The organism is Saprospiraceae bacterium, assembly GCA_016717265.1.
Classification (GTDB): Bacteria; Bacteroidota; Bacteroidia; order Chitinophagales; family Saprospiraceae; genus Vicinibacter.
Map to the genome: position 1 here is coordinate 502,610 of JADKFX010000001.1, position 23,563 is coordinate 526,172.

The window sequence follows — 23,563 nt, forward strand, 5'->3', positions numbered from 1 at the left end:
CAAGATTACTTTTTATATTTTATGAACAGGAATCTTGTGCAATTTCACAGACTTAATCTGCATTAAATGCTATTCCTTTCCATAAATAATCTCCCGGATAGCATCCATAGATTCCGGATTTTTTTTATCCCAATAATGCGTATGTGATGCGAGTGGAATTGATTTTACGAAACTATTTTTCGCAAGAACTTGAATGTCTTTGATCCCGGGCCCAAAATTTAAGGAAACAGGTCCACCTATAAAATCATTCTTAAAATAAATATTCGTCCAACGGGTGGCTGCAAAATAAGCAGCATGATGTAAAACCTTAAGCGTCCTCTTTTCTCCACTTTCGGATATATAATCTAAATGAAATGCAAAATGCTTATCTTTTAAATCAATTACTGGCGGACAGGTAGGAAACTCCCGCTGTTCTTTCTTCAGCTTAAAATCCTCCTCATTTTTCGTTAATAAAAAAGATCCATGGGTCAATGGAGAACCGATTGTAATGAAATCACTTATCCTCCAGGGATTTCTTAATTTATTCTGTTCAAAAAATAATTCTAATTGATGCTCCATATATTTTTCTGAACTTACGTTCCCCTTTTCAATATACTTCAGGTTCTCATCCAACGCATCCTGTTTTAGGATTTTAGTATCCGTAATATGCCCATGTACTGCATTATACTCAGCAAATAAACTTGCCATAACATCATATGCTACAATACTTCCAAGACTATGTGCAACAACTACAATCCTACCATACTTTGCTTTGTTTGGATTTGACGATGATTTCTGCTCATGCAATTTGCGCAATAGATCTAATGCACCTTTTCGTATTTTATCGCGGGTATCAATATTTTCTGGAGAAGCAATTGTGTATCTTACAACATCACCTAAATATTGAAGCACTGTTTCTGAAAATAAACCTTTTAATAAAGGAAGTACAATTTTCCACAATAGATAAATTCCAACACCATAAATTGAAACCTGGAAAATTGTCACTTCGGATTTAAACTCATAATGATTCAGCCACCAAATAATTAGAATACTCATTAAAACGACAAAACCCCGAAGGATTGGTACGAATTTTCCTAAACGATTGGATGGACTTTTAAAAAATAATAATTTAAATAACCAGCTTAAAACATCAGCCATGCCAGGAACCTTTACATGGTGAGCCCAATAATATTCATAAAAATCAAAAGGCTTATCATCAAAACTTAATCTGCGAAGTTCCAGATCTTCTGTTATCCTGTTTGGGCTACTATATATAATCTGATCTTCAGTACTAAGATTCTTAACAAAGCTTCGCAGGGTTTCCATTGGATATTGATTTCCCATTCCATGAATCAATACAACCGCTTGTCTGCCGTTTTCAAATTCATTCATATTGATGATTTAATTTTTCCAAATTACAAGTTCTTAAAATACATATAAAAATTGATTACCATTCATCTGAATACTTTAAAGTATCGACATCAGTTGTCTGAAGTATAAAAATTCATAAGCGGAATATCTACTAAAACGGAAAAGCTTAAACGCCCATAATAATCCAGCTTTGAAATATTATTTTCTGGTCCAACCGTTCTTAATAAGGGTGCTATTTGATATCCAGCATTTACAGATATTGGCGTTTTTCCAAATCCAAAAGACAAAAAGGCTCCTGGTGAAAATATTTCTGCAAACGTGATTTTAGGAATTGAAGATTCATTATCCCGAAAACGGAATGCAGTTAATGCACCTATATCTATAATTGGAAAAAAAAGACTTAAACTTTTACCTCCCTTTTTTCCCTCATTCTTACCTAGTTTTCCCGCACTAAAAGAAATTCCAACGGGAGCTGTCAATCCCCAAACAAATTCAAATGTATCATTGACGCGAATATTGCGCTCCGTTCCGATAAACGGACCTAAATAAGCATTCAAAGCAATATTGCAGGAGGTCTCTCTTTTAATTCTGGCAGAACCTGCAGGGAGTGCAAAAGTTTCTATAATCTCCGCTGCCTGGTCTGAATTCTCAGCTTCTGACATGGCTGCCATAAAGTTTCCATATTTAAGAAGTTTATTGCGCAGCTTCTTATTGATTTCAAAATCTAATTTACTTTCATTTTCTAAGAATATTAAATCATAAAGACTTGTCAAGTTTGATATAGCAGAAGAATATTTACGGTTATTAATATGACTAATTAATTGAATCGAATTTCTTGAAATGTCAATATAATGATTTATTTTCTTAAGTGCATCTGGATTGAAAATGTCTGCCGAAATATTAGCTGGCAATAATTTTGGAATTTTTGCAATGTTATCCATCAATTGCATACAGACATCAAAATAGCTTAAAACATTTTCCAGTTTGTCTTCCGGACTAGTTGTAATTTTTGAATTCTCAAGAATTCTATTTAATCGATCGGTAGTTCCTGTCAGGTTTTTTAAAAACGTTTGATAAATGGGAGCATAGAGATTATATTGTTCGCCAACTTGATTTAGCATCGAGTCCACTGCGATTCCGGCGATTGTAATTTGTGCTCGCTTTACATCCTGTAAAAATAGACCTAAAAATATTTTTAGAAATTTAATGTCTCTAACTAATGGCAAAAGTTCTTTTGAATCGATCCAATATCTTTTTCCAACAGCATCGTTATTCTTTAATGAAACTGAAAATAATTTAAGCGTTTGAATAAGCCCAGTTAATGTTGGATCTAATCCTCTAAGTTGAAAGTTATCCAAATTTTCTAAAAATTGTGCTGGATGCGTTCCATCTCTAATTGCAATTGAAAATGCAGAAGAAAGATTTAAGCTTGTTTCTAATTGCGGATATTGATCAAAAAATGGCCTATGGTTATCTATTATTTTTGTTACATTATCTGGCAATAAGGATAAATCTTTTTCAAAATTTTGGCGTAATGTAGATAAATACATTTGGTAATTATAAATCTCCGTTCCTATAACTAATAAAGTCCCATAGGTATGTTGAAATAGACTTTGAAAATCCCTATAATCATTAGACTCGATCGTTTCTTTAAATTTCTGAAAGAAATTGATAGTCAATTCCTCTTTGGTTCGTTTTACTAAAAATTTAGCGAGCGCATCGGCATACAATGTAACATCTAATCCTCCTAAACCACTTTCGGATTTTGAGCTTCTATTAATGGGACTTTCACTCTCTGTTCCAGCTTCTTCATACAAACTTATAAATTCTCTTAGAAAATTGTTTGTAGTTATGTTTAATTTATGGAGTTCATATTTGGCTAAAATCTTTTTCGAATTTACAGTACTTGTAGATTTATATAAATTCAGCGCATCATTATAAATAGACGATTCAGGACTTACTAATCCTGGACTTCTAGGGTCCGTTGATTCAGTACCAATCTTAAATTCTATTTTATATAGCTTTAGTGTTCTGACTAAAAAAAATTCAACTTTATCTTCCTGTTTCAATATTCGCTTCACACTTCCAAATTGGATCTCTTTATTTGAAATTAAAATCTGAGCATTAGACGATACCGGCTGTCTGTTAGAAGTCCAACCGCCAACTTTAATATCTAATGAATCTTTTTCCTTAATCTTCGTTAATTTAATAGAGAAAGAATCTGAGATATACACTTCAATATTGGCATCTTCCTCAACATTCCAATTTAAATTAATTACATTTTGACTCTGTGCTTGCTTACTATGAATAAGCACAAATACTAAAATAAATACTAGACATTTTAATTTTGAAATGGTATTCATGATTCGCAGCATTTTAATTGTAAAACTTCAAAGACATCCTTAATTTTAATTGCAAAACTAAAGTGCCGGTTATCAAGTAAAGCACCACCAATAATAATTCCTATAGGAATTTGATTTGCATCTACTACAAGCGCACCTGAATCACCAGCTTTTGTTAAGTAATTTGTTGATTCCTGATTTAAATTTCCAATCATGATAAGATTATACATTTTATATAGATGCAGACCATCTGTAAAGATATATTCCTTTTCACTGTGGTAAATTTTTCCAGGAATATCTGCATTCTCACCGGATTTTATAAACACTGCACTTTGTTTGGCCATATCCAGTCGACTTACTTCTCTAAACTTTTTAATAGGGAATAAATTTAACTTAAGAATTGCAGCATCTGAGGTATCTGCAATCGCTGCATCAATAAAATTAGACATTACCAAATTTGTTACTTTTCCTAATTCCCATTTCTCATTATTTCTTGTGCTGCATTCAATGCGATTTGCTCCTTCTTCAATAAAATAGGAAGATTCACTTTTATAAACATGGGCACAACTTAAGACAGCTTTCTTGCCAGTTTTTGCATTGATGACTAAGCCCGTTGGAGTCCCTACACTTCCCGTTGTCATATTGATGACATTAAAATCATTCGCTACTGTAGAATCTAAAAAATTAGCAAGTTCTCCAATAACAAATTGTATGGGGACCTTTACATTCCTACTTTCAATATTTATATCCATAGGGGTTTGCACCAAGGTTTTGTCAAATGAAGGGTCCACCACGAGTTCAACAGCGGGTGTTTGAACTCCGTTATTTGTGATTACACTCTTATTGATGGAGATTAAACCATGCAATGATTCCCAATATTTTCTATTTTGGGCAATTGCAATTTCTACTGGATCTTCTGTTGTCAAACTTAGACCATTGGATTTGCTTAAATTCGGATTTTGACTCTGATTACTATTTCCTTGATTCAGTTGTTTTTCCTCTGGCTTAATACCTGCCCCGCGCAATGCTACAAGTTTTTTAAGCAGATCAAACCAAAAAGGAGCTCCCAAGCAAAGTGCCAAAGCAGTTATTGTAAATCCCCAGAATTTCTTTTTAAGCGGACTCAGGTGAGATAAAATATACCCGAATTTTTGTAACGAACCAGGTTCAATGGTCACGCTTGCTTCAAGATAATTTCCATTGGAATGAAAGTTTAAAGACTTTAATTCTTTTATTCTTTTCTTAAATAATTTTGAGATTACAACCAAATTTGAATCTAATTTTAAATTATAATAGCTCATGAGATTTTTATAATACTTCAAACTATCTAATTTTAAGCTGTCGGATTTTAGTTTAAGCTCACAAAATAATAAGGAGTCTTTATAAATTAAATATTGTATATAATGTATGTCTGTCCAGAATTTAGAATCTGTTGGCGACATTTCACATCTTAGACTATCTTGTTTAGCCAAACTAGAATAATCCCATCTGCTTGATAGTATGTTTTGGGATTCCGCTATATCATTTCTTAACTGCATATAAGTAGTTTTCAATTGATCCTGCGTTACGGCGGTATCTTTTGAAGTTTTCATGGCTTTTGATATCATAGAATTACTATCAGATGCAGCAATTGCCATTTGGACCATTTGATCTCTTGCGTTCCTATCTTTAGAAAGCAACTGCACAATTTCAAAAGTATCCACATTAAACACCATGATGATGAAAAATCCCAACCAAAAAAGTATAAATTGGATTTTCCGTTTATACCACCCATTTACCCGATCCATCATTTCATCAAACCATTGTTCAATTTTTAGCTGAAATAATTGAAAATCATTATTAGAGTCCATTAAAATTGCCTTCAATTGATCTAAACTTTCTGGCTCCAAATGCAAAGCATTCCTTTGAATTGCAAAACGTATTTTTTCCCATTCATTGATACCCTGACCTTTGACGCGCAACATATTCAAAAGTGTCGCTGAAAAATTTTGCTTTGATATATAAGATGGTTTCACCTTATTGGTGCTCATCCAAAGCTTTTTTTGCGAAAGAGAAAGATACTTTATAGATGCTTGTTCATAAAACTTTGCAGCTGTAGTAAATTTAAAATCGAATGGTTCGAACAGAAAAAAATCTTGGATAAACTTTACAAGGATATTCTTAACTGGCTTTTGTTTTTTTGTATCCGTAAGTAGATTGGAAATTCCCTGACGAAGCATCCGGGCTCGCATACCCAACCAGGTAGCAATCATTTCACCAACGATGGTAATGAAAATACTATAAATTAAATAAATAAAAATCAAACCAATCACAATATCTATTACGAGCGTATTCATATACAGTATATTTTAAAACTATAATTAACTCAATAAACTTAAATACATTGGATATCTTTCCAATTACAATCAGAATGTTAAGGAATTAATATATTAAGATACGAACATTCTGTGGTTTGCTTCTTTGCCTTGTTGATATATATTCTTGATCTACGTGAAGATATAAAATTACATTTGATATTTGACCCTTTATCCTGGAATATATTTTATAATCCTTTCATTCCTCAAACAAATTATAAATCCTAAAATGGGCTCCTATAAAAGTTTACCCTTTATAATTAATAGGATCTCAATTTTTTACAGATTACACAACTACTTAATTTATCAATCATTTCAAATATCAAAAGCAAAGTTGCAATCCATTTTCCAGACTCTCTATATAACTTTTGTTAGTAGAATATCCAGACTTTAACAATGAAATCTATATGCAAGAGCATTGAGAATCGAAATATGAAAGAATTGAAAATAACGTAAGGCTCCAAACCATCCATTGGCTAGAATTGAGTTCATAATAGCGCTAAAATCTAATAGCATTAAATCAATTTAAGCTTTTAAAAATACGATTTCCACTACAACATATCAGCCTAAAATACTGTTATTTAATACGATGTCGTTTCCCATTATTAGTTTGCAAGGATTGAACAAATCCTATGGTCATATCAAAGCCATTGATGGTTTGAATCTGGATGTAAATCATAATATTGTTTTTGGTTTTTTAGGTCCGAATGGTGCAGGAAAAAGTACCTGTTTGCGAATGATGCTTTCTTTGATCTCTCCGGATTCAGGAACGATTCGCATTTTTAATAAAGATCTGAAAACGCAGCGATCTGAAATCATGTCCCATATTGGAAGTATTGTTGAAAAACCTGATTTCTACCTGTTTCTTTCAGCTAAAGACAATTTGAAAATATTAGCACAACTTAACAAAGTAAATCCAACAGAACATCGAATCCATGAAATCCTGGAATTGGTTGGCTTATCAAATCGCGCTTCGGATAAAGTAAAAACATTTAGCCATGGAATGAAACAGCGACTTGGCTTAGCGCAAGCTTTAATTCATGACCCAGCATTGATAATCCTGGATGAACCAACAACAGGCTTGGATCCACAGGGTATCATTGATTTGAGATTACTGATTCTACAACTCAAAACAGAAACAAAGAAAACGATCCTGCTTTCTTCCCATATTCTTAGTGAAATTGAATTAGTAGCCGATGAAATGGTAATTATCAATAAGGGCAAATCTATAGTACAGGGGAAAGTAAATGATTTAATGAGTGATCAGGATTTAATATTAAATGTAGAAATATCGGATGTTCATTTTGCAAAACAAAAAATATTAGAACGCTTTCCAGATTGTGGTTTAAATATTATTGATCAATATAAAATACAATGCCATTTATCAAGAGCGGAAATTCCAATTGTCAATGAATTACTTAGACATCCTGAGATTAAAATTTATGCACTCCATTATAAAAGACGCCTGGAGGATTATTTTCTTAAACTTACAGCTTCCTGATTGATATGCTGAACCTGTTAAAAATCGAATTATTTAAAATTTCAAGGAAACCGAGATCCTATATTGGCTTCGTTGCAATAACAACGATTGTTCTTCTTATTGAAATGGCTTTATATGTTGATGGAAATAACTATATGCAGTTTTTTTTACAACAACTTGAAACATCCTTTCAAATCGAAGGAAATTTATTGACAGGCAATTTAGTATGTTTTATTATACTTCAAACCTTAATTATTCAAATGCCATTATTGGTAGCCTTAGTTACCGGAGATCTAATATCCGGTGAAGCAGCCTCAGGAACCATCCGTTTTCTTTTAACAAAACCATACTCTCGTACCAAAATATTGTTTTCCAAATTTATCGCAGGCAATATATATGTAGCATTTCTATTAATCTGGCTTGGGATTCTAGCATTAGGGGGCGGTCTATTAATTTTTGGTGATGGAGATCACCTTGTTTTAAAAAGTGAGGAATTAGTAATCCTTCGACAAGGAGATACCTTGTGGCGTTTTATGGCTGCATTTGGCATTGCATTTCTAAGCCTTGGTGTAGTTGCAGCGTTTTCATTAATGCTTTCTTGTTTTACAGACAACTCCATAGGCCCAATAGTAAGTTCAATGGCTGTTATTATTCTATTTACAATTATAGGTTCTCTTGAACTTCCAATTTTTGATAGCATTAAACCCTTTTTATTTACTACGCATATGATTGTATGGAGAACTATGTTTGACAATCCGATTGATTGGACATTGGTTTCTAATTCTTTGCTAATATTAGTTTTTCATATACTCCTGTTCTTAGGCATTTCATGGTATCATTTTAAAACAAAAGATATTAACCAATGATACGATTTCTCCTTGTATTCTGTTTCCTTAATATAATGTTCAAGATGGTTGCCCAAACTCCAGTGCAACTCTTAAATAGTATTAGTCAAAAGTTTCAAATTGTTCAGGATTACCAAGCCGATGTATTTATGCAATTTGATATTCCATTTATCCGGATTGAACAATTAAAAGGTAAAGTCTACTTTAAACAGCCGGACAAATTCCAAGTCAAAACACAGGGTATTGCCTTCTTGCCTAAACAAGATCCATATTATGCTTTGGCAGTGCTTAGAGATACCACTCAATATATTGCAGTAGAAAGTGGTAAACAACTGTATGGTAAAACACTAAGTCGCATTATTCAAGTGATCCCTCACGATCAAACAGACTTGGTGTTAGCTAAATTTTGGATTGATCCGGAAAATAAATTGATCCTCCGATCACAATTAACTACACAATCAAATGGTACCATTCAAATTGATTACGAATATGGTAGGATGAAAACATATTGCTTGCCAGATATCATGCTATTTACTGTAGAAGTTGCTAAATTTAAAGTGCCAAAAGCAATCGCTGTAGATCTAAATTCTAAGAAAAAAGATTCTAAATTGAATAGCAATTCAAAAGAGATTGGTAAAATTAAATTAACGTTTACAAACTATGTAATCAATCAAAAATTGCCAGATACTATTTTCAAAAAATAGCATTGAAAATTGTTAATTTTACAAATACAATTTTAAATGCATTTCTAAACATTCTTAAATAAACAAGTTAGATTTCATTAATCTACCAATTTAGAATAGATATTTCTAAAATTCGGAAAAAATGTAACTGCCTTTATCAATGTTCTTCCTAAAAAATAAGCAAATAGTTCTCTGATTTTAGTTGAAAGGTTTCTTGCTCTGGTGCTTAATATTTCTTCACAATCGTTTTTAATTAAGCCATTTAAATGGGTGCTCACATGAGTCACAAATGTTGTGTTTAAAATATCTACATTGAGTTCGATACTTGCATATTTACTTAAATGGTTTAAGTTAAAAGATCCAATAGTCATCCACTGCTCATCAATCACAGCTAATTTTGCATGGAGTACCGATTTATTCCATTCAAACACTTTGATCTTATGTTTATGCAACCAACTATAAAGATAATAGGTAGCATTCAGTAAAAGTGGGATATCTGATTTCCCTGCCAATACAATTTGAATTTTTACGCCTCTTTTTGCAGCTTGCTCCAATGCCATCCGAAGCTTTAATCCGGGTAGAAAATAACTCCCAAAAATGGTAATAGATGTTTCTGCTTTTTGAATCGCTAAAATATAACTCTGGAAAATTTGCTTCTTATTTCTCAGCCAATCATTCTGCCGAATGCTTATATCATATGGATCTTTTGAATTTGAAATTAGCTTCTTGGTTTGATCTATGAGGCTAAAAGATTTTTCTTCAATTCTAAAACAAATATCTTTAAGTTTTTGACAAACATTACCATGAATCAATACTGCAAAATCCAACCAGGGTTCTATAGTACTTGTTCCACGGTATTTATTAGCCAGGTTAATACCTCCAACTAAAGCATATTTTCCATCAAATACGGCCACTTTGTGATGAAGGCGCCGTCCGATATTCAAATTCTTAAAAATGGAGATAGGAGAAAAAAAGCGAAATTGAATACCAGCCTCTTTCAATGAATTAATAAAATGATTTGATAAATGTCTTGAACCAAATGCATCCACCACTAAATCTACCGCAACCTTTCTTTTCGTAGCAGCCATTAAAGCTGCTGCTATTTCCTGCCCTGTCTCCTGATCATCAAATATAAAAGTTTGAATCTGAATGGATTCCTTTGCATGTTGAATTAATAAAATAAGTTTTTTAAAAAAATGGTCCCCACTTTGAATAAACTGAATAGTCTTTGCGCGTAAAAATGTATTTTTATATCGCCTTTCTTTATTCGTAGTAAAATTCATTTTTTAAATCATTGCGTAAGTGATTTCTTCAATTTTTGGTCCCGATAATATTGCATAATTATTTTAACACTATAATAGATTAGAAAAGCTGAAAAAGTACTCAAAATAAAACCACCAGTCAATACTGAAATCCCTAAATGATCTAAATGCTTATACCAATTTTTAAAATCCAGCGCTGATTCTGGTTTAAATATCAAGGATCCGATTTTATAACTCAATGCCATAAATAAAGGACTTGTAAATATATTTGAAATCAAACTACCACTTATGGCTGAAACTAAATTAAAATTTATAAAACGATAGGCCAACAAAACTAATAAAGTACCCAATCCAAACGTTGGGAAAATACTTATAAATGCACCAATGGCAGCACCCAGTGCTATTTCATGTACAGTACCATGCGCACGCGAAACTTTAATGATTTCATATCGAATTTTTCTAAACACAAATAGGTATTAAAAGGTACAAAGCTTGCCATTTCAAAGCAGAGAAACAAATTATTCAGTAAACAGTTTCCAAAAAGATTTAAAACTTCTGGTGGTTTACTACAATTTCAAATTCATAAAATTGAATAAAACACGATATCCATTGGTATTTGCATTAGTAAATAATAAAAATCCCTCTTTTGTTCGCAAAAACAAAAGAGGGATTTATCTTCCTGAATTTAAATTGAATTGGATTCATCCAATTCTTTATCTCAGTATTATACTTTAATTATTAATTTCCAGATGGAGTTGCTTCTGGTGTAGCCGGCGCTGGCATAGGTGGCATTGGCATAACCGGTGTCATGGAATCAAAATGAATCGTCCAGCTATTATTTTTCTTTTTCAAAACAGCCATACCAATCGCTTTTCCTCCCATATCCTGGCCTTTAATTTTAATTTGTGCATCTGAATCCCAGGTAACAATTGCCACATCAGGAGTCACCATACGGGAAGATGTTAGTTTGTAAGTAAATATTGGTTTTTCATCAACCATACCATCAAAAGCTTTCCAGGCAGCTTCCAGGTTTTTTATACCTTGAACCATACTACCATCCGGATTAATCTCCGCTGCAGACCGATCATAATAATTTTTCAAGGCTTTATAATCTTTGTTTTCATAAGCTGTATAAATTTCTTTTAGAAAATTCTCAAAGTTGATTCTGTTTTCTAATGGAAGTTTTGCAGGTTTAGCTTGTGCACTTAACGATTGTGGGTTGCTAAAAACAAGAACTAAAAGCAATACACTGTAAAATAATTTTTTCATTTTTTTTTTATTTAAGTTAATAATTTTGAATGCTACATTAAATAATTTCTCCTTCAATAATAAACTGTGGACTTCCAGTAGGTATTATTTTAGTTATTCTTAAACCTGCAGAAGCAAATAAAACCCGAAATTCTTCTTCCGTACGTTCTCTTCCATTCATCATCAGTTGCATATGCAGATCGTAAAAATAACTTAAAATGGATTCATCCTTACCCAAAATCATATCTATTACAAGAATTTTTCCAAAAGGTTTAAGGCTTTTAGCACAGTTTTTTAAAATGGTAGTCGCTTTTTCATTACTCCAATCATGCAGAATGGATTTTAAAATATAATGATCTGCTGCTGGAATTTCATCAAAGAAACTTCCTCCAACCACCGCACATCGGTCTGAAATATTGGATAAATTTACATCTTTAATGACAAAAGGAAGATCAAATAATATACCATTTTTATCTGGGTATTTTAAAAGGATCTCATTTAAGAGAAAACCATGTCCTCCTCCAACATCACAGAGTATACCAGCTTCAACAAAATTATAGCTATTTAAAAGATTCGCAGCTCCATTTTTTGAAATTTGGGTCATATATTCATTGAACGGTATTCCGTATTCCGGATGCTTTTCAAAATAATCCCAGGGCTGCATACCCATACTTTCCTTAAACGCAGCATCGCCTGTTTTTAAGGAATACATCAAATTAGACCAGGTATTAAACCAGGGTGGCGAACACATAAATTCAATATTTTTGCAGAAATTTCCCGGCTGGTCGTTTCTAAAATAATTACCAAGAGCTGTTAATTTGAAAGAAGTTCCTTCCATTTGAACCAATCCTAACTTCGATAGAAAACGTAAAAACCGGAAGCTAATTTCTTCTTGCGTTTGACAATGTTTTGCGATTTCTGCCACGGATTTTTGCCCTTGATTTAAATATTCTGGAATTCCAAGTTGTATAAACGTATTTAATGCAAAACTAATTGGAATCCCTGCTAGTAAATGAATTGCTTCAGCGATAGGCGGCTTTGGATTTGTTGGATTCATTCTAAATTTATATAAATTTTACGAAAAAGATTTCAATTCTTAAACAATGATATCTTTTTGAACCCCAGCTTACAAAGATGCCCAAGAAGAACAACGATTACCATATTGTATTAAATCATCTTTAAGAACCATGAAAAAATTCATCATAGGCGAAAAACAATAAAGAATTATTAAAGCAATGGCTAGTATAAATACGCAAAAGCTAAGCATGTTTAAACTGATCTGTTTTAGTGACATTGTTTCCATTTTTTAAAAGTTACGAAATAATAGCTCAAAAGTAGAATAGGTCAAAGACCTGTATGCTCCGTCAAATCATGTAATGTGTCTACGTAGATTTTCGTATTTTTACCCAATAAACTGCTGTAATTCTCAAATTCTGCTTACATGAGCCCGTTAAATCGGTTAATTTTAATTGGATTCCTCCTGTTTGCTTCAGGTAAATCACTGATTGCACAGCAAGCTCTTTCCGATAGTCTGAGGAATTTATACAGTCTAGAAAAGGACCCATCAAAACAATTGGAACTCTATCATAGTATTGCAAAAGAAGCAATTCGTATAAATTTAGAAGAGGGCAGTATATATGCTGATACCCTTGACCAATTAGCAAAAAAAACAAATACCTTAAAAGCACAAGCAATCTCCATTAATTTCCGAGGCAGGATAGCGAAAGAAAAAGGGTCCTTTGAAGAAGCTTTGAAATTGCTTTATATGGATCTGTCAATCCGGGAAAAACTAAACGATAAATTTGGAATCGCTTTAAGCTATAATGACCTTGGAAGCACCTATGCAGATTTATATAAAGCTGATTCAGCAATTAGCTACTATCTCAAAGCGGTTGAAATCTTTGATCAATTAAAAGAGTATAGCAATCTGGCTTCTGCATATAGTAATATAGGAAGTCTTTACAGTGATCAAAAAGCCCACGAAAAGGCGATATCTTATCTTCAAAAAGCACTTAAAATCCGATTAGAACATGGGGAGGAAAAAAAATGTATGTTCACTTATAATAATTTATGTGTTGCGTATGGCAGCATGGAAGGAACTCCTGAAAACATAGAAAAGGCTATTGAGTATGCCAATAAAGGAGTAGCCATTGCTTTAAAGTATCATAATTTATATGTAGCTGGTGTTATTGAAGGTGGTTTATGTCATTTACTGCTGAAAAAATCAAAATACAAGGAGGCAATACAATATTGCAATGCATCAATACAAAAACTTGAAACCGCAAAAAGAAGCTTAAATCTTGTCTTTCCATATGTAAATCTGGCTTCTGTATATAATAAAATGAATCAACCGGATTCTGCTTTAAAGTATGCTCAAAAGGGATATGTAATTATGGAAGAAAAACATTTAGTAGATCCCTTGGAAGTATATTATGAAGAGTTTGCAAATGCATATGAACAAAAAGGAAATCACAAAGAAGCACTTGTTTGGTTTAAAAAATTCATGACTTTAGACGATTCCCTATTTAAAGCAGAAAATGTAAAGAATCTTGCAGATGTTGAAACAAAATATCAATCTGAAAAAAAAGAAAAAGAGCTGATTGTCCAACGGGAAACCAATTTCAAACAAAGAACCTGGCTAATCGGACTTGCAGTAAGTATTTTTGTAATCTTAATTTTTTCATACTTGTTTTATAATCGGTATCGGTTAAAACAAAATCAAACATTACAGGAAGCCATTATTAAAGAGCAAAAATTAGGTCTAAATGCTGTAATTGAAGCCCAGGAAGCAGAACGAAAGCGCATCGCAAAAGATTTACATGATGGCATAGCACAGGAATTGGTTGCACTTAAATTAGGATTTGATCATCTCTATCGAAAGGTCGAACAGAGTATACCAAATGAAGCGATAAAACTTGGAGAACTAAGTGTACAACTGAATGAAACCTGTACTGAATTGCGCAATATTTCACATGTCATGATGCCACCAACTTTGGAAACAAAAGGATTGGTACCGAGTTTGCAAATGCTTTTACGAAATACAATAGAACAAACAGGTATCAAAACACAGTTTGAACATTTCGATTTGCCAGATCGCATGGATCCTAAAACAGAATTGGGATTATATAGAATTACGCAGGAATTACTTCATAATATTCTTAAGCATGCAAGGGCCAAAAACATTTTTTTGCAATTGTATAAGGCTGGCAATAATTTAATACTTCGTATTGAAGATGATGGCATGGGATTTGATTTTAATGAGGCCAAACAAAAAGGCAGTATGGGTCTCCTTAATATACTGAGTCGGGTAAATACCTTAGAGGGCAGTTATTTTTCAGAACGCGGTGACCAATTGGGCACAATTTCTACGATTCGTATACCTTTAACATAACATGAAACTTAAACTTATTTTAGCGGATGATCATCACCTCGTTAGACAAGGTTTTAAAGCTTTACTTTCAGAAATGCCAGAAATAGAAATCATTGGGGAAGCATCCAATGGCGAGCAGGTTTTACAATTACTGCGAACTGGAAAATTGGCGGATATCATATTAATGGATGTTGAAATGCCAATTTTAGGTGGGCTTGAAACCACTGAAAAAATTATGAAAGATTTTTTTGGGGTAAAAGTTATTATTATAAGTATGCTCAATGATAAAGCAATCATCGAATCTGCTTATGAAAAAGGGGCGAAAGGTTTTCTATTTAAAAATACTACCTTGCCTGAACTTCAAGAAGCCATAAAATCAGTTGCCAGCGGCGAAAACTATTTTAGCCACGAAGTAGCAAATGTGTTATTACAAAAAAGACCAAAGGACCAAAGCAGCCTCTTATCCCATTTAACAGATCGGGAAATTGAAATTTTAAAGTTAATTGCGGAAGGATTTTCAAGTACAGAAATTGGAACCAAATTATTTATTAGTCCAAGAACCGTAGATACACACCGAAATAATTTAATTCAAAAACTCAATGTTAATGGAATCGTAGGTCTTGTAAAATTTGCATTTCAAAACAAACTGATATGAAATATTTAAACTATAATTGTCTTTATAATTTTTACAGTTTATGCTAATTTTCATATTTATGAAATAAAATGTATTCAAAAACAATATTTAAAAATAAACTAATTATTAATCAAAATTTAGAATTCCAAATTATGAATCTATTCATTAAAACCACAATGATTTGTAGTCTTTTAATACTCTCGTTGAATTTGACTTCACAAAAGAAAACGAATGCAGTTAAAGCAAAAGAAGCTACAAAAGAAACATCAAAAGATAGTATACCATCTTCTTTATTTAGTGCTTTGAAATTCAGGAGTCTTGGACCTGCATTAACTTCCGGTAGAATTTCAGATTTGGCCGTTAATCCAAATGATCCAAATCATTATTTTGTGGCTGTTGCATCGGGTGGTGTCTGGAAAACTACAAATTCAGGGGTGACTTTTGATCCTGTTTTTGATGGCGAAGGTTCATACTCTATTGGTTGTTTAGCAATGGATCCTAAGAATACAAATGTGCTCTGGGTAGGAACTGGAGAAAATAATAATCAACGGAGTGTAGCTTATGGCGATGGAATTTATAAAACTGAAGATGGCGGTAAGTCCTGGAAAAATATGGGTTTAAAAAATTCCGAACATATTGGCAGAATTAGTATTGATCCTGTAAATTCAGATATCGTTTATGTTGCAGCCTACGGACCGCTTTGGAGTTCTGGAGGTGAACGTGGAATTTATAAAACAACAGATGGTGGTGTTAGCTGGAAACAAATTTTAAAAGTTAGTGATTATACTGGTTTTAATGAAGTTTTTGTAGATCCTCGATTTTCAAATATTATTTATGTTGCCGCCCATCAACGACAACGCAAAGTATTTTCTTATATCGGTGGTGGACCAGAATCTGCATTATATAAAAGTACGGATGCGGGTGCAACCTGGAATAAAATAATGAGTGGTATGCCAACCGGGGATATCGGTAGAATCGGCCTTAACTATGCGCCTTCAAATCCAGATATATTGTATGCAGTTGTTGAAGCTTCAGAAAACAACGGTGGTGTTTATAAAAGTATGGATCGCGGAGCTAGTTGGGAAAAACAAAGTAGCTATTCTACTTCTGGGAATTATTATCAAAAAATCTATTGCGATCCAAAAGATATCAACAAAATATTTGTCATCAATACGTATTTTGGTATCAGTAAAGATGGTGGGAAATCATTTTCTATTTTAGGTGAAAAAAATAAACATATAGACAATCATGTTATTTGGATAGACCCAAATAATACCAAACATTATTTAGTTGGCTGTGATGGTGGCCTATATGAAACTTTTGATGCAGCTGAAAATTGGCTTTTCAAACCAAATTTACCAGTCACCCAATTTTACAAAGTAAGTACCGATAATGCTTTTCCATTTTATAATATACATGGGGGAACACAAGATAATTTTAGTATCGGTGGACCTTCCAGAACTACAAGTATTAATGGAATTGTAAGTGCTGACTGGTTTTTTACAAGTATTGGAGATGGTTTTGAAACACAAGTTGATCAAAGTAATCCAGATATTATTTATGCACAATCACAATACGGAGGTTTGATACGCTACGATAAAAAGAATGGTGAATTTGTAGATATCAAACCTATTGAACAAGCACCCGGCGAGGCTTATAGATGGAATTGGGATGCTCCCTTATTAATTTCAAAATTTAATAATAAACGACTTTATTTTGCTGCTAATAAAGTATTTCGGACAGATGATCAAGGATCCACTTGGAAAACTATTTCTGGTGATCTAAGTAGAAATCTGGATCGAAATAAATTAATGGTCATGGATAAAGTATGGAGCGTTGATGCTATTGCAAAAAATGGATCCACCGATATTTATGGAAACATTACGAGTATATCAGAAAGTCCATTTGATGAAAATATTTTGTATGCAGGAACAGATGATGGACTCATACATACAACCCTTAATGGAGGCGCAAACTGGACAAAAATTGATAATATTTCAGGAGTGCCCGAACGCTCGTATGTACATCAAATTATCTGCTCTCAACATGAAAAAAATACGGCTTATGTAGTTTTCAATCATCATCGTTATGGTGATTTTCATCCGTATATATTCAAAACTACGGATGGCGGGAATACCTGGAGTCCGATTCAAAATAATTTACCAGAAAGAGGTTCCGTGTATTCAATAGCGGAAGATCATGTAAATAAAAATTTATTATTTGCAGGCACCGAATTTGGAGTTTTTTTTAGTGTAGACGGAGGCCAAAAATGGATCCAGTTAAAAGCGGGATTACCAACAATAGCAGTTAGGGATATTGAAATTCAAAGAAGAGAAAATGATTTAGTATTAGGCACCTTCGGAAGAGGCTTCTATGTTTTAGATGATTATTCTCCATTGCGGACGATTACGAAAGAAAATCTTGAAAAAGAAATCCTTCTATTTCCAATTAAAGACTCCTGGATGTATATTGAATCTACGCCTTTGGGTGTGCGGGGTAAAGGATTTCAAGGTGAAAGTTTTTTTACGACGGCCAATCCAAAAGTTGGAGCCGTTTTTACATATCATCTTAAAAACGATATCAAAACACTTAAAGAAAAACGAAAGGAAGTAGAAGCTGAAAAAGCTAAAAAGAAAGAAACAATATATTATCCTAGTTTAGATTCCTTAAGAATGGAAGATGTACAAGTTGCACCTCATTTATTGTTTACAATTCGGGACGAAATGAATCAAGTTGTTAGACGACTTAAAACTGCAGCTAAAAAAGGATTAAACCGCATCCTTTGGGACTTTAGATATGCCCCATTTGGTCCTGTGGATTTAAGTACATTTGATGAGTCTTTTGTGTTTAGTTCCCCTGAAATTGGATATCGCGCATTACCTGGAACTTATACTTTATCCATTAGCAAGTTTGAAAATGGAATTTATACAGATTTAGGCGTTTCTCAAACATTTAATGTGAAAGCATTAAATGTAACAAGTTTAGCAGTTGCAGATAAAAAATCACTAGATGATTTTAGTAAAAAACTAGCTGAACTTCGCAGAATTACGAGCGCTGTTGATGCTTATCGAAATGAATTAGTTGATAAATTAAAGTATTTCAAACAAGCCATATTGGAAACCCCAAAATTGCCTTTGGAAATCTCTAAACAGATATTTGATTTGGAAAAACGACTCCATTCTGTAAATGTACTTATGAATGGTGATGCAAGTTTGGCAAAACGCGAATTTGAAACCACACCTTCTATAAATGGCAGAATCGGAAATATAGTGGGTGGATTGTGGAGTACAACTGCCGCACCTTCTCAAACATACATTCAATCTTATGAAATTGCACAGAAGCAATTTGCAAGCATCTATAAAGAAATTAAAAATATAAACATGGATTTTGAAAAATTAGAACAAATTTTAGAAACGCATAAATCTCCTTACACCCCTGGTAGATTGCCAGACTGGAAAGATGAATAATGCATTCAATTCGTTTTTGTTAAAATGAATAAAATTTAATATGAGCGAATGAAATAATAATTTTAATTCAACTTTTTGGTATGTCGTAATAAACATAGTTTATGACCGCAAATTTTTATCCATTTACAAATGAAGTTTAAAATAATTTCCATAGTATTCGTCTTGATTTCGTATCAAGCTCAGACACAGACTTCATCTTGGAAACAAATTTGTGTTTTGGATCAAGCCATGAGTCATAGCTCTGGATTATTAACACTCAATCATGGTGAAACATTTTGGACACAAGTTGATAATGGAAGTCCTGCTGAAATTTTTGAATTTGATAAAAATGGTATCATACTCAGAACATTAAAAATTGAAAATGTTTCAAAGATGGATTGGGAAGATATAACGCATGATGGCAAAGGAACTATCTTTATTGGTGATTTTGGAAACAACAATAATAATAGAAAGGATCTTAAGATTTACATTTTGAAAAATGTCGATCAACACCTGGCAGAGACAATTTCTGCAGAAACAATCGTGTTTTCATATGCGGATCAAAAAGATTTTCCACCGGCAGCTCCTTACCGCAATTATGACATGGAAGCTATGGTATGGTTTCAGGATAGTTTGCATTTGTTTTCAAAAAACCGTACAGATCCATTTTCAGGATATACTTATCAATATGCGATTCCTGCAAAATCAGGTTCCTATAATGTAAATCCGATGGACCGTTTTAAAACCGGTGACGGACCGATGTTGTTCTTTTGGATTACAGCTGCTGCAATGGATTTGGAAAAAAACAATTTAATTTTATTATCCCATGACAGAATATGGAAATTTTCAGATTTTAATGGAAGCCAATTTTTTCAAGGAAAGTCCAATATGATACAGCTTCCTTCATACACTCAAAAAGAAGCTATATGCTATGCTAAAGATAATACTTGGTATATCACGGACGAATATAATTCAACAATTCGCTTGGGTGGAAATTTATATGAAATGAAGTTGGAAACGGTAGCAAATGAAAACTTAGTTGAGGATTTTGAGTTCGTCGTTTCTCCAAATCCGGCACAACAGTTATTGGATATTATAATTCCAAATGTTTCGGAAAATAATAACGAAAAAATAAAACTTTACGATGCCATGGGTAAGTTAATTATGAGCCTTGCTATAAATAAAATAAGAACTACGGTGCCCTTACAAAATTTAGCGAATGGCATTTATTTTATAAATCGCAGCTCAAAATTTATAAAAAATTGTAAAACTAAAAAATTGATAATACAAAAGTAATTCACATTGTATTTCAAATGAGTTTATAGTCCTTAGCCGTTTTTACAATATTAATACCTCATTTTTTTTATTGTTAATTTCCAAAATAAAATAGCGATTGACTTTAAAAATAATTTGTAACTACTTCATTTACGCTTCGCTTCTTCATACAGCTCAATCCACTTTTCAGCTGTTATTTTAGAACAAAGTGTTCCTAATAATTCATATGGGATATCTTCTGTTTTTTTGAATCGAATACAACATTTTCCCATATCCAATTTTTTAGTAGATACTTTCTCCCATTCCTTTTTAAACCAATTCAATAATTCCCCCTCATACAAAGCCATATGATATAAGGATATATAGTTTTTTTGAGATGCTAATGCAATAAATGGCAAGGCTTGTTTAGGATCACAATGATAACCAGCTGGAAACAGTGTATGGGGTACAACATAACACAGCATTCCATAACTCATCCCTTCGGAAAATCCTTCGGGTAGATTCTCTAGAATCTGCTTTCTTATCTTGGTAATTGGACCTTTTCGTTCTTCAGGTAAAGATTCCAAATATTCTTTGGCTGTGATTGCTTTTGATTGCATTCTTAAACTATTTGGGATTCTGCAAAATTCTTAAATGCCTCTAAATATTTCATAGACTGTTTTTTGAATGCCCCTGGCATTATAAAACCTATTACTTTCATGAAACCTTTAAATTGAAACTCCTGTTTAGAAATATACTTTGTTCTATTTGGACCCATTTCCTTAAATGAATTCTTTACAATATTAAAAACACCATTTGCTTCGTAAGTCCCACTAAATTCGGTTGGCAAGTTTCTGACCGTAATCGTTTCAATCATTTCCATTTTGCGCTTGCCCATTAGAAATATTAATCTAGCTTTTGCTCCAACCTGTCCGGGATTTCCAGAAATAATTTCAAAACTTTGAAGTCCTTCCATCCATTTAAGCATGTTATCGGAATTATCAAAAAGCGATATAACCTTTTCTATTGGCAGATCAATTTCAATTTCGCAAGTGTATTTCATAAAGAATTAATTAAAATTATTGTTTTAATCTTTTGTGCACAATTTTCAACAAAAATAGCAATATTTGCAAAATATCATGAAAGTCGTTTTCAAAAATTCTAATCCAAAATGTTGAATTCTAAACGCATATTTCAAGAGTATCCTGAATTACTATTCATTTTCATACTTCTTACTATATCTTTCACCTATAATTACCAGGAGTTATTGTTTAAAAAACCACAATCTATTCATAAATGGAGACAAGCAGACTGTGCTTCTTTAGCATTGAATTATTACCAGGACGGTATGCATTTTTTCAATCCGCAGACAAACAACTTAACCTCTGATTTTGGAACTAGTGGAAAATGTTGCCCAAGTGAAATCCCTATTTTATATTATGCTGTTGCTATTTTATATAAAATTTTTGGATATCACGATTCCATTTTTAGATTTTTAAACACACTTTTGTTTTTTATTGGTCTATTATATTTGTTTAAGACACTTTTTTATTTATTAAAAGATAGGTTTTGGTCTGCTGCACTTTCAATATTATTTTTTGCATCGCCCGTTTTGGCATATTATGGTAATAATTACCTGACAAATACCGCAGCATTAGCATTTTCAATGATTGCCTGGCATTACTTCATAAGATATTATTTTGAAGAAAAATCAAATTGGTTAACTTGTTCGCTACTCTTCTTTTTACTAGCTTCTGCATTTAAAATAACTGCACTCCTTAGCCTTTTTGCTATTTCTGTAATTTTCACATTTGAATATTTTGGGATTCTGCGAATAAAAACTACTGGAAAAATATTTAAACGTCCCATTCGGTTTATTGTTTGTTTAATTTCAATTTTAAGTATTGTTGGAATTTGGATACTATATGCCAAATGGTTTAATCAAAAGCACGATTGTTTTTATTTTTCTACAACAATTTTTCCAATTTGGGATCTTTCAAAGGAGGAAATACTTGGTGTTTTAGATAACATTAAAAACCTTTGGTTTGATCAATACTTTCATGTTTCTGTTTACATTTTTCTGGTTATTTGTTTTTTATATATAATTTACTATAATAAAAAGAATTTACGATTTTTTAATCTTACCCTCTTGCTTCTGTTTCTACAATCGATCTTCTATATAATTCTAGAATTTTGGACCTTTGCTGATCATGACTATTATGTAATAGACTTATATATTTTGCCAATTATTTTGGTGATCAGTGTATTTGATGTTTTAAACAGACATCATAATAAAATATTTAAAGCGATTCCAATAAAATTTATTTTTCTAATATTCTTACTTTTCAATGTATATTATACAAAAGAAGAATTAAATGCCCGATACCGCACTCCAATAAATGATTATGAAAAATATGAAGCCCTCTATTCCATTTCTCCTTATCTAAGGCAAATAGGCATTATGCCTCATGATACGGTGATTTCAATTCCTGATGTAAGTCATTGTTCGTTGTATTTAATGAATCAAAAAGGCTGGACAGAATATACCGATGCACGATTCAATAGAGGTCAAAAAATAAGCTATAATCAAGATAGTTTAGGTATCCAGGCTTCTATAGATAAAGGTGCAAAATATATGTTGGTGAATGGTCTTGATGAGCTCTTTGCCAAAGCTTATTTAAAATCCTTTTGTACACACCTAATCGGTCGTTACCAAGATGTTTTAATATTTAAATTAAAAGATTCTCTTCAAAATTTCAGTTTGGAAGATAAGGTCATTCAAAAAAAATTAAAATGTAATGCTGAAACCCTAAGTGTAGATGGTCAATATTTTATAAGCGATTTAGATAATATTCAGTTTGAATTTGGTAAATCACAATCATCGGAGCAATCTTTTAATAGCAAATTCTCATCAAAACTGGACGCAAACATGCCATATGGTATGACGATTCGTTTTCCAAATTTAAAGCACGCTGAAAGTTTTTCAATTTCAATTTGGAGAAAAGCAATTCAGAATACCAAAGCTGGAATTGTTGCTACTTGCAATGCAAAACAATTTTACAATGGCAATTATAAAATTCTTGAAAAGGATACTAATAACTGGGAAAAACTATGGATGGAATTTAGTATACCTAAGCAATTAACAGATCAGGAATTAGTCATTTATATGTACAATCCTGATTCAAATCCAGTATATTTTGATGATCTTGAAATAAAGTATTATAAAAGTATTTTAATGGAATTACCAAAGACACATTGAGGATTCTTTCTAAAAACACAAACAATGCCCTCCATT

Annotated in this window: 17 protein-coding genes; 8 read left to right on the forward strand and 9 right to left on the reverse strand. The window is 32.4% G+C overall.

The genetic code is table 11. From position 1 onward, the window contains the following. Positions 1-69: 69 nt before the first annotated feature. The 3 genes from IPO86_01985 to IPO86_01995 all read right to left on the reverse strand — a co-directional run bounded on the left by IPO86_01985 (position 70) and on the right by IPO86_01995 (position 6,028). Complete coding sequence (locus IPO86_01985) at positions 70-1,371, reverse strand: hypothetical protein (GenBank protein ID MBK9726867.1); 1,302 nt, start codon at positions 1,369-1,371, stop codon at positions 70-72. An 89-nt stretch (positions 1,372-1,460) separates the two neighbouring features. After that, positions 1,461-3,713, reverse strand: coding sequence for a hypothetical protein (locus IPO86_01990; protein MBK9726868.1), 2,253 nt, complete (start codon positions 3,711-3,713; stop codon positions 1,461-1,463). Next, positions 3,710-6,028, reverse strand: a complete 2,319-nt coding sequence (locus IPO86_01995) for a hypothetical protein (GenBank protein ID MBK9726869.1) — start codon at positions 6,026-6,028, stop codon at positions 3,710-3,712. The genes IPO86_01990 and IPO86_01995 overlap by 4 nt, the downstream gene beginning before the upstream one ends. Positions 6,029-6,635: 607 nt before the next feature. Here IPO86_01995 and IPO86_02000 point away from each other — a divergent pair. From IPO86_02000 to IPO86_02010, 3 genes are read left to right on the forward strand one after another with little or no spacing between them, the layout of a single operon-like run. Beyond that, complete coding sequence (locus IPO86_02000; GenBank protein MBK9726870.1) at positions 6,636-7,547, forward strand: ABC transporter ATP-binding protein; 912 nt, start codon at positions 6,636-6,638, stop codon at positions 7,545-7,547. 5 nt (positions 7,548-7,552) lie between these two features. After that, positions 7,553-8,392: an ABC transporter permease subunit gene (locus IPO86_02005; protein ID MBK9726871.1), complete on the forward strand. Its 840-nt coding sequence runs from the start codon at positions 7,553-7,555 to the stop codon at positions 8,390-8,392. A gap of 44 nt (positions 8,393-8,436) precedes the next feature. Next, a complete protein-coding gene (locus IPO86_02010; GenBank protein MBK9726872.1) occupies positions 8,437-9,075 on the forward strand; it encodes a hypothetical protein in 639 nt (212 codons plus the stop codon). A 77-nt stretch (positions 9,076-9,152) separates the two neighbouring features. Here the strand turns inward: IPO86_02010 and IPO86_02015 are convergent, their stop codons facing one another. The 4 genes from IPO86_02015 to IPO86_02030 form a co-directional block, all read right to left on the reverse strand. Beyond that, complete coding sequence (locus tag IPO86_02015; protein MBK9726873.1) at positions 9,153-10,337, reverse strand: phospholipase; 1,185 nt, start codon at positions 10,335-10,337, stop codon at positions 9,153-9,155. A gap of 8 nt (positions 10,338-10,345) precedes the next feature. Beyond that, positions 10,346-10,783, reverse strand: a complete 438-nt coding sequence (locus IPO86_02020) for a DUF2062 domain-containing protein (protein ID MBK9726874.1) — start codon at positions 10,781-10,783, stop codon at positions 10,346-10,348. Positions 10,784-11,054: 271 nt separating this feature from the next. After that, positions 11,055-11,585: a nuclear transport factor 2 family protein gene (locus IPO86_02025; protein ID MBK9726875.1), complete on the reverse strand. Its 531-nt coding sequence runs from the start codon at positions 11,583-11,585 to the stop codon at positions 11,055-11,057. A 37-nt stretch (positions 11,586-11,622) separates the two neighbouring features. After that, entirely contained in the window at positions 11,623-12,621 is a 999-nt protein-coding gene (locus IPO86_02030) for a hypothetical protein (GenBank protein MBK9726876.1), read from the reverse strand. 384 nt (positions 12,622-13,005) lie between these two features. On the opposite strand from IPO86_02030, the gene IPO86_02035 reads away from it, so the two are divergent. The 4 genes from IPO86_02035 to IPO86_02050 all read left to right on the forward strand — a co-directional run bounded on the left by IPO86_02035 (position 13,006) and on the right by IPO86_02050 (position 20,310). Further along, the gene (locus tag IPO86_02035) at positions 13,006-14,955 is read left to right on the forward strand and encodes a sensor histidine kinase (GenBank protein MBK9726877.1); all 1,950 of its coding nucleotides are present in this window, start codon (positions 13,006-13,008) and stop codon (positions 14,953-14,955) included. 1 nt (position 14,956) lies between these two features. Then, complete coding sequence (locus IPO86_02040; protein MBK9726878.1) at positions 14,957-15,589, forward strand: response regulator transcription factor; 633 nt, start codon at positions 14,957-14,959, stop codon at positions 15,587-15,589. A gap of 155 nt (positions 15,590-15,744) precedes the next feature. Next, a complete protein-coding gene (locus tag IPO86_02045; protein ID MBK9726879.1) occupies positions 15,745-19,035 on the forward strand; it encodes a glycosyl hydrolase in 3,291 nt (1,096 codons plus the stop codon). A 129-nt stretch (positions 19,036-19,164) separates the two neighbouring features. Then, positions 19,165-20,310, forward strand: a complete 1,146-nt coding sequence (locus IPO86_02050; protein MBK9726880.1) for a T9SS type A sorting domain-containing protein — start codon at positions 19,165-19,167, stop codon at positions 20,308-20,310. A gap of 125 nt (positions 20,311-20,435) precedes the next feature. On the opposite strand, the gene IPO86_02055 is transcribed toward IPO86_02050, so the two are convergent. Next, positions 20,436-20,888: a DUF1801 domain-containing protein gene (locus tag IPO86_02055; GenBank protein ID MBK9726881.1), complete on the reverse strand. Its 453-nt coding sequence runs from the start codon at positions 20,886-20,888 to the stop codon at positions 20,436-20,438. A 2-nt stretch (positions 20,889-20,890) separates the two neighbouring features. Beyond that, positions 20,891-21,331 carry an SRPBCC family protein gene (locus IPO86_02060; protein MBK9726882.1) on the reverse strand — a complete coding sequence of 147 codons (441 nt, stop codon included), beginning with the start codon at positions 21,329-21,331 and terminating at the stop codon, positions 20,891-20,893. Positions 21,332-21,439: 108 nt separating this feature from the next. Here IPO86_02060 and IPO86_02065 point away from each other — a divergent pair, with 108 nt between their 5' ends. Continuing rightward, positions 21,440-23,527 carry a hypothetical protein gene (locus IPO86_02065; GenBank protein MBK9726883.1) on the forward strand — a complete coding sequence of 696 codons (2,088 nt, stop codon included), beginning with the start codon at positions 21,440-21,442 and terminating at the stop codon, positions 23,525-23,527. Positions 23,528-23,563 lie beyond the last annotated feature (36 nt).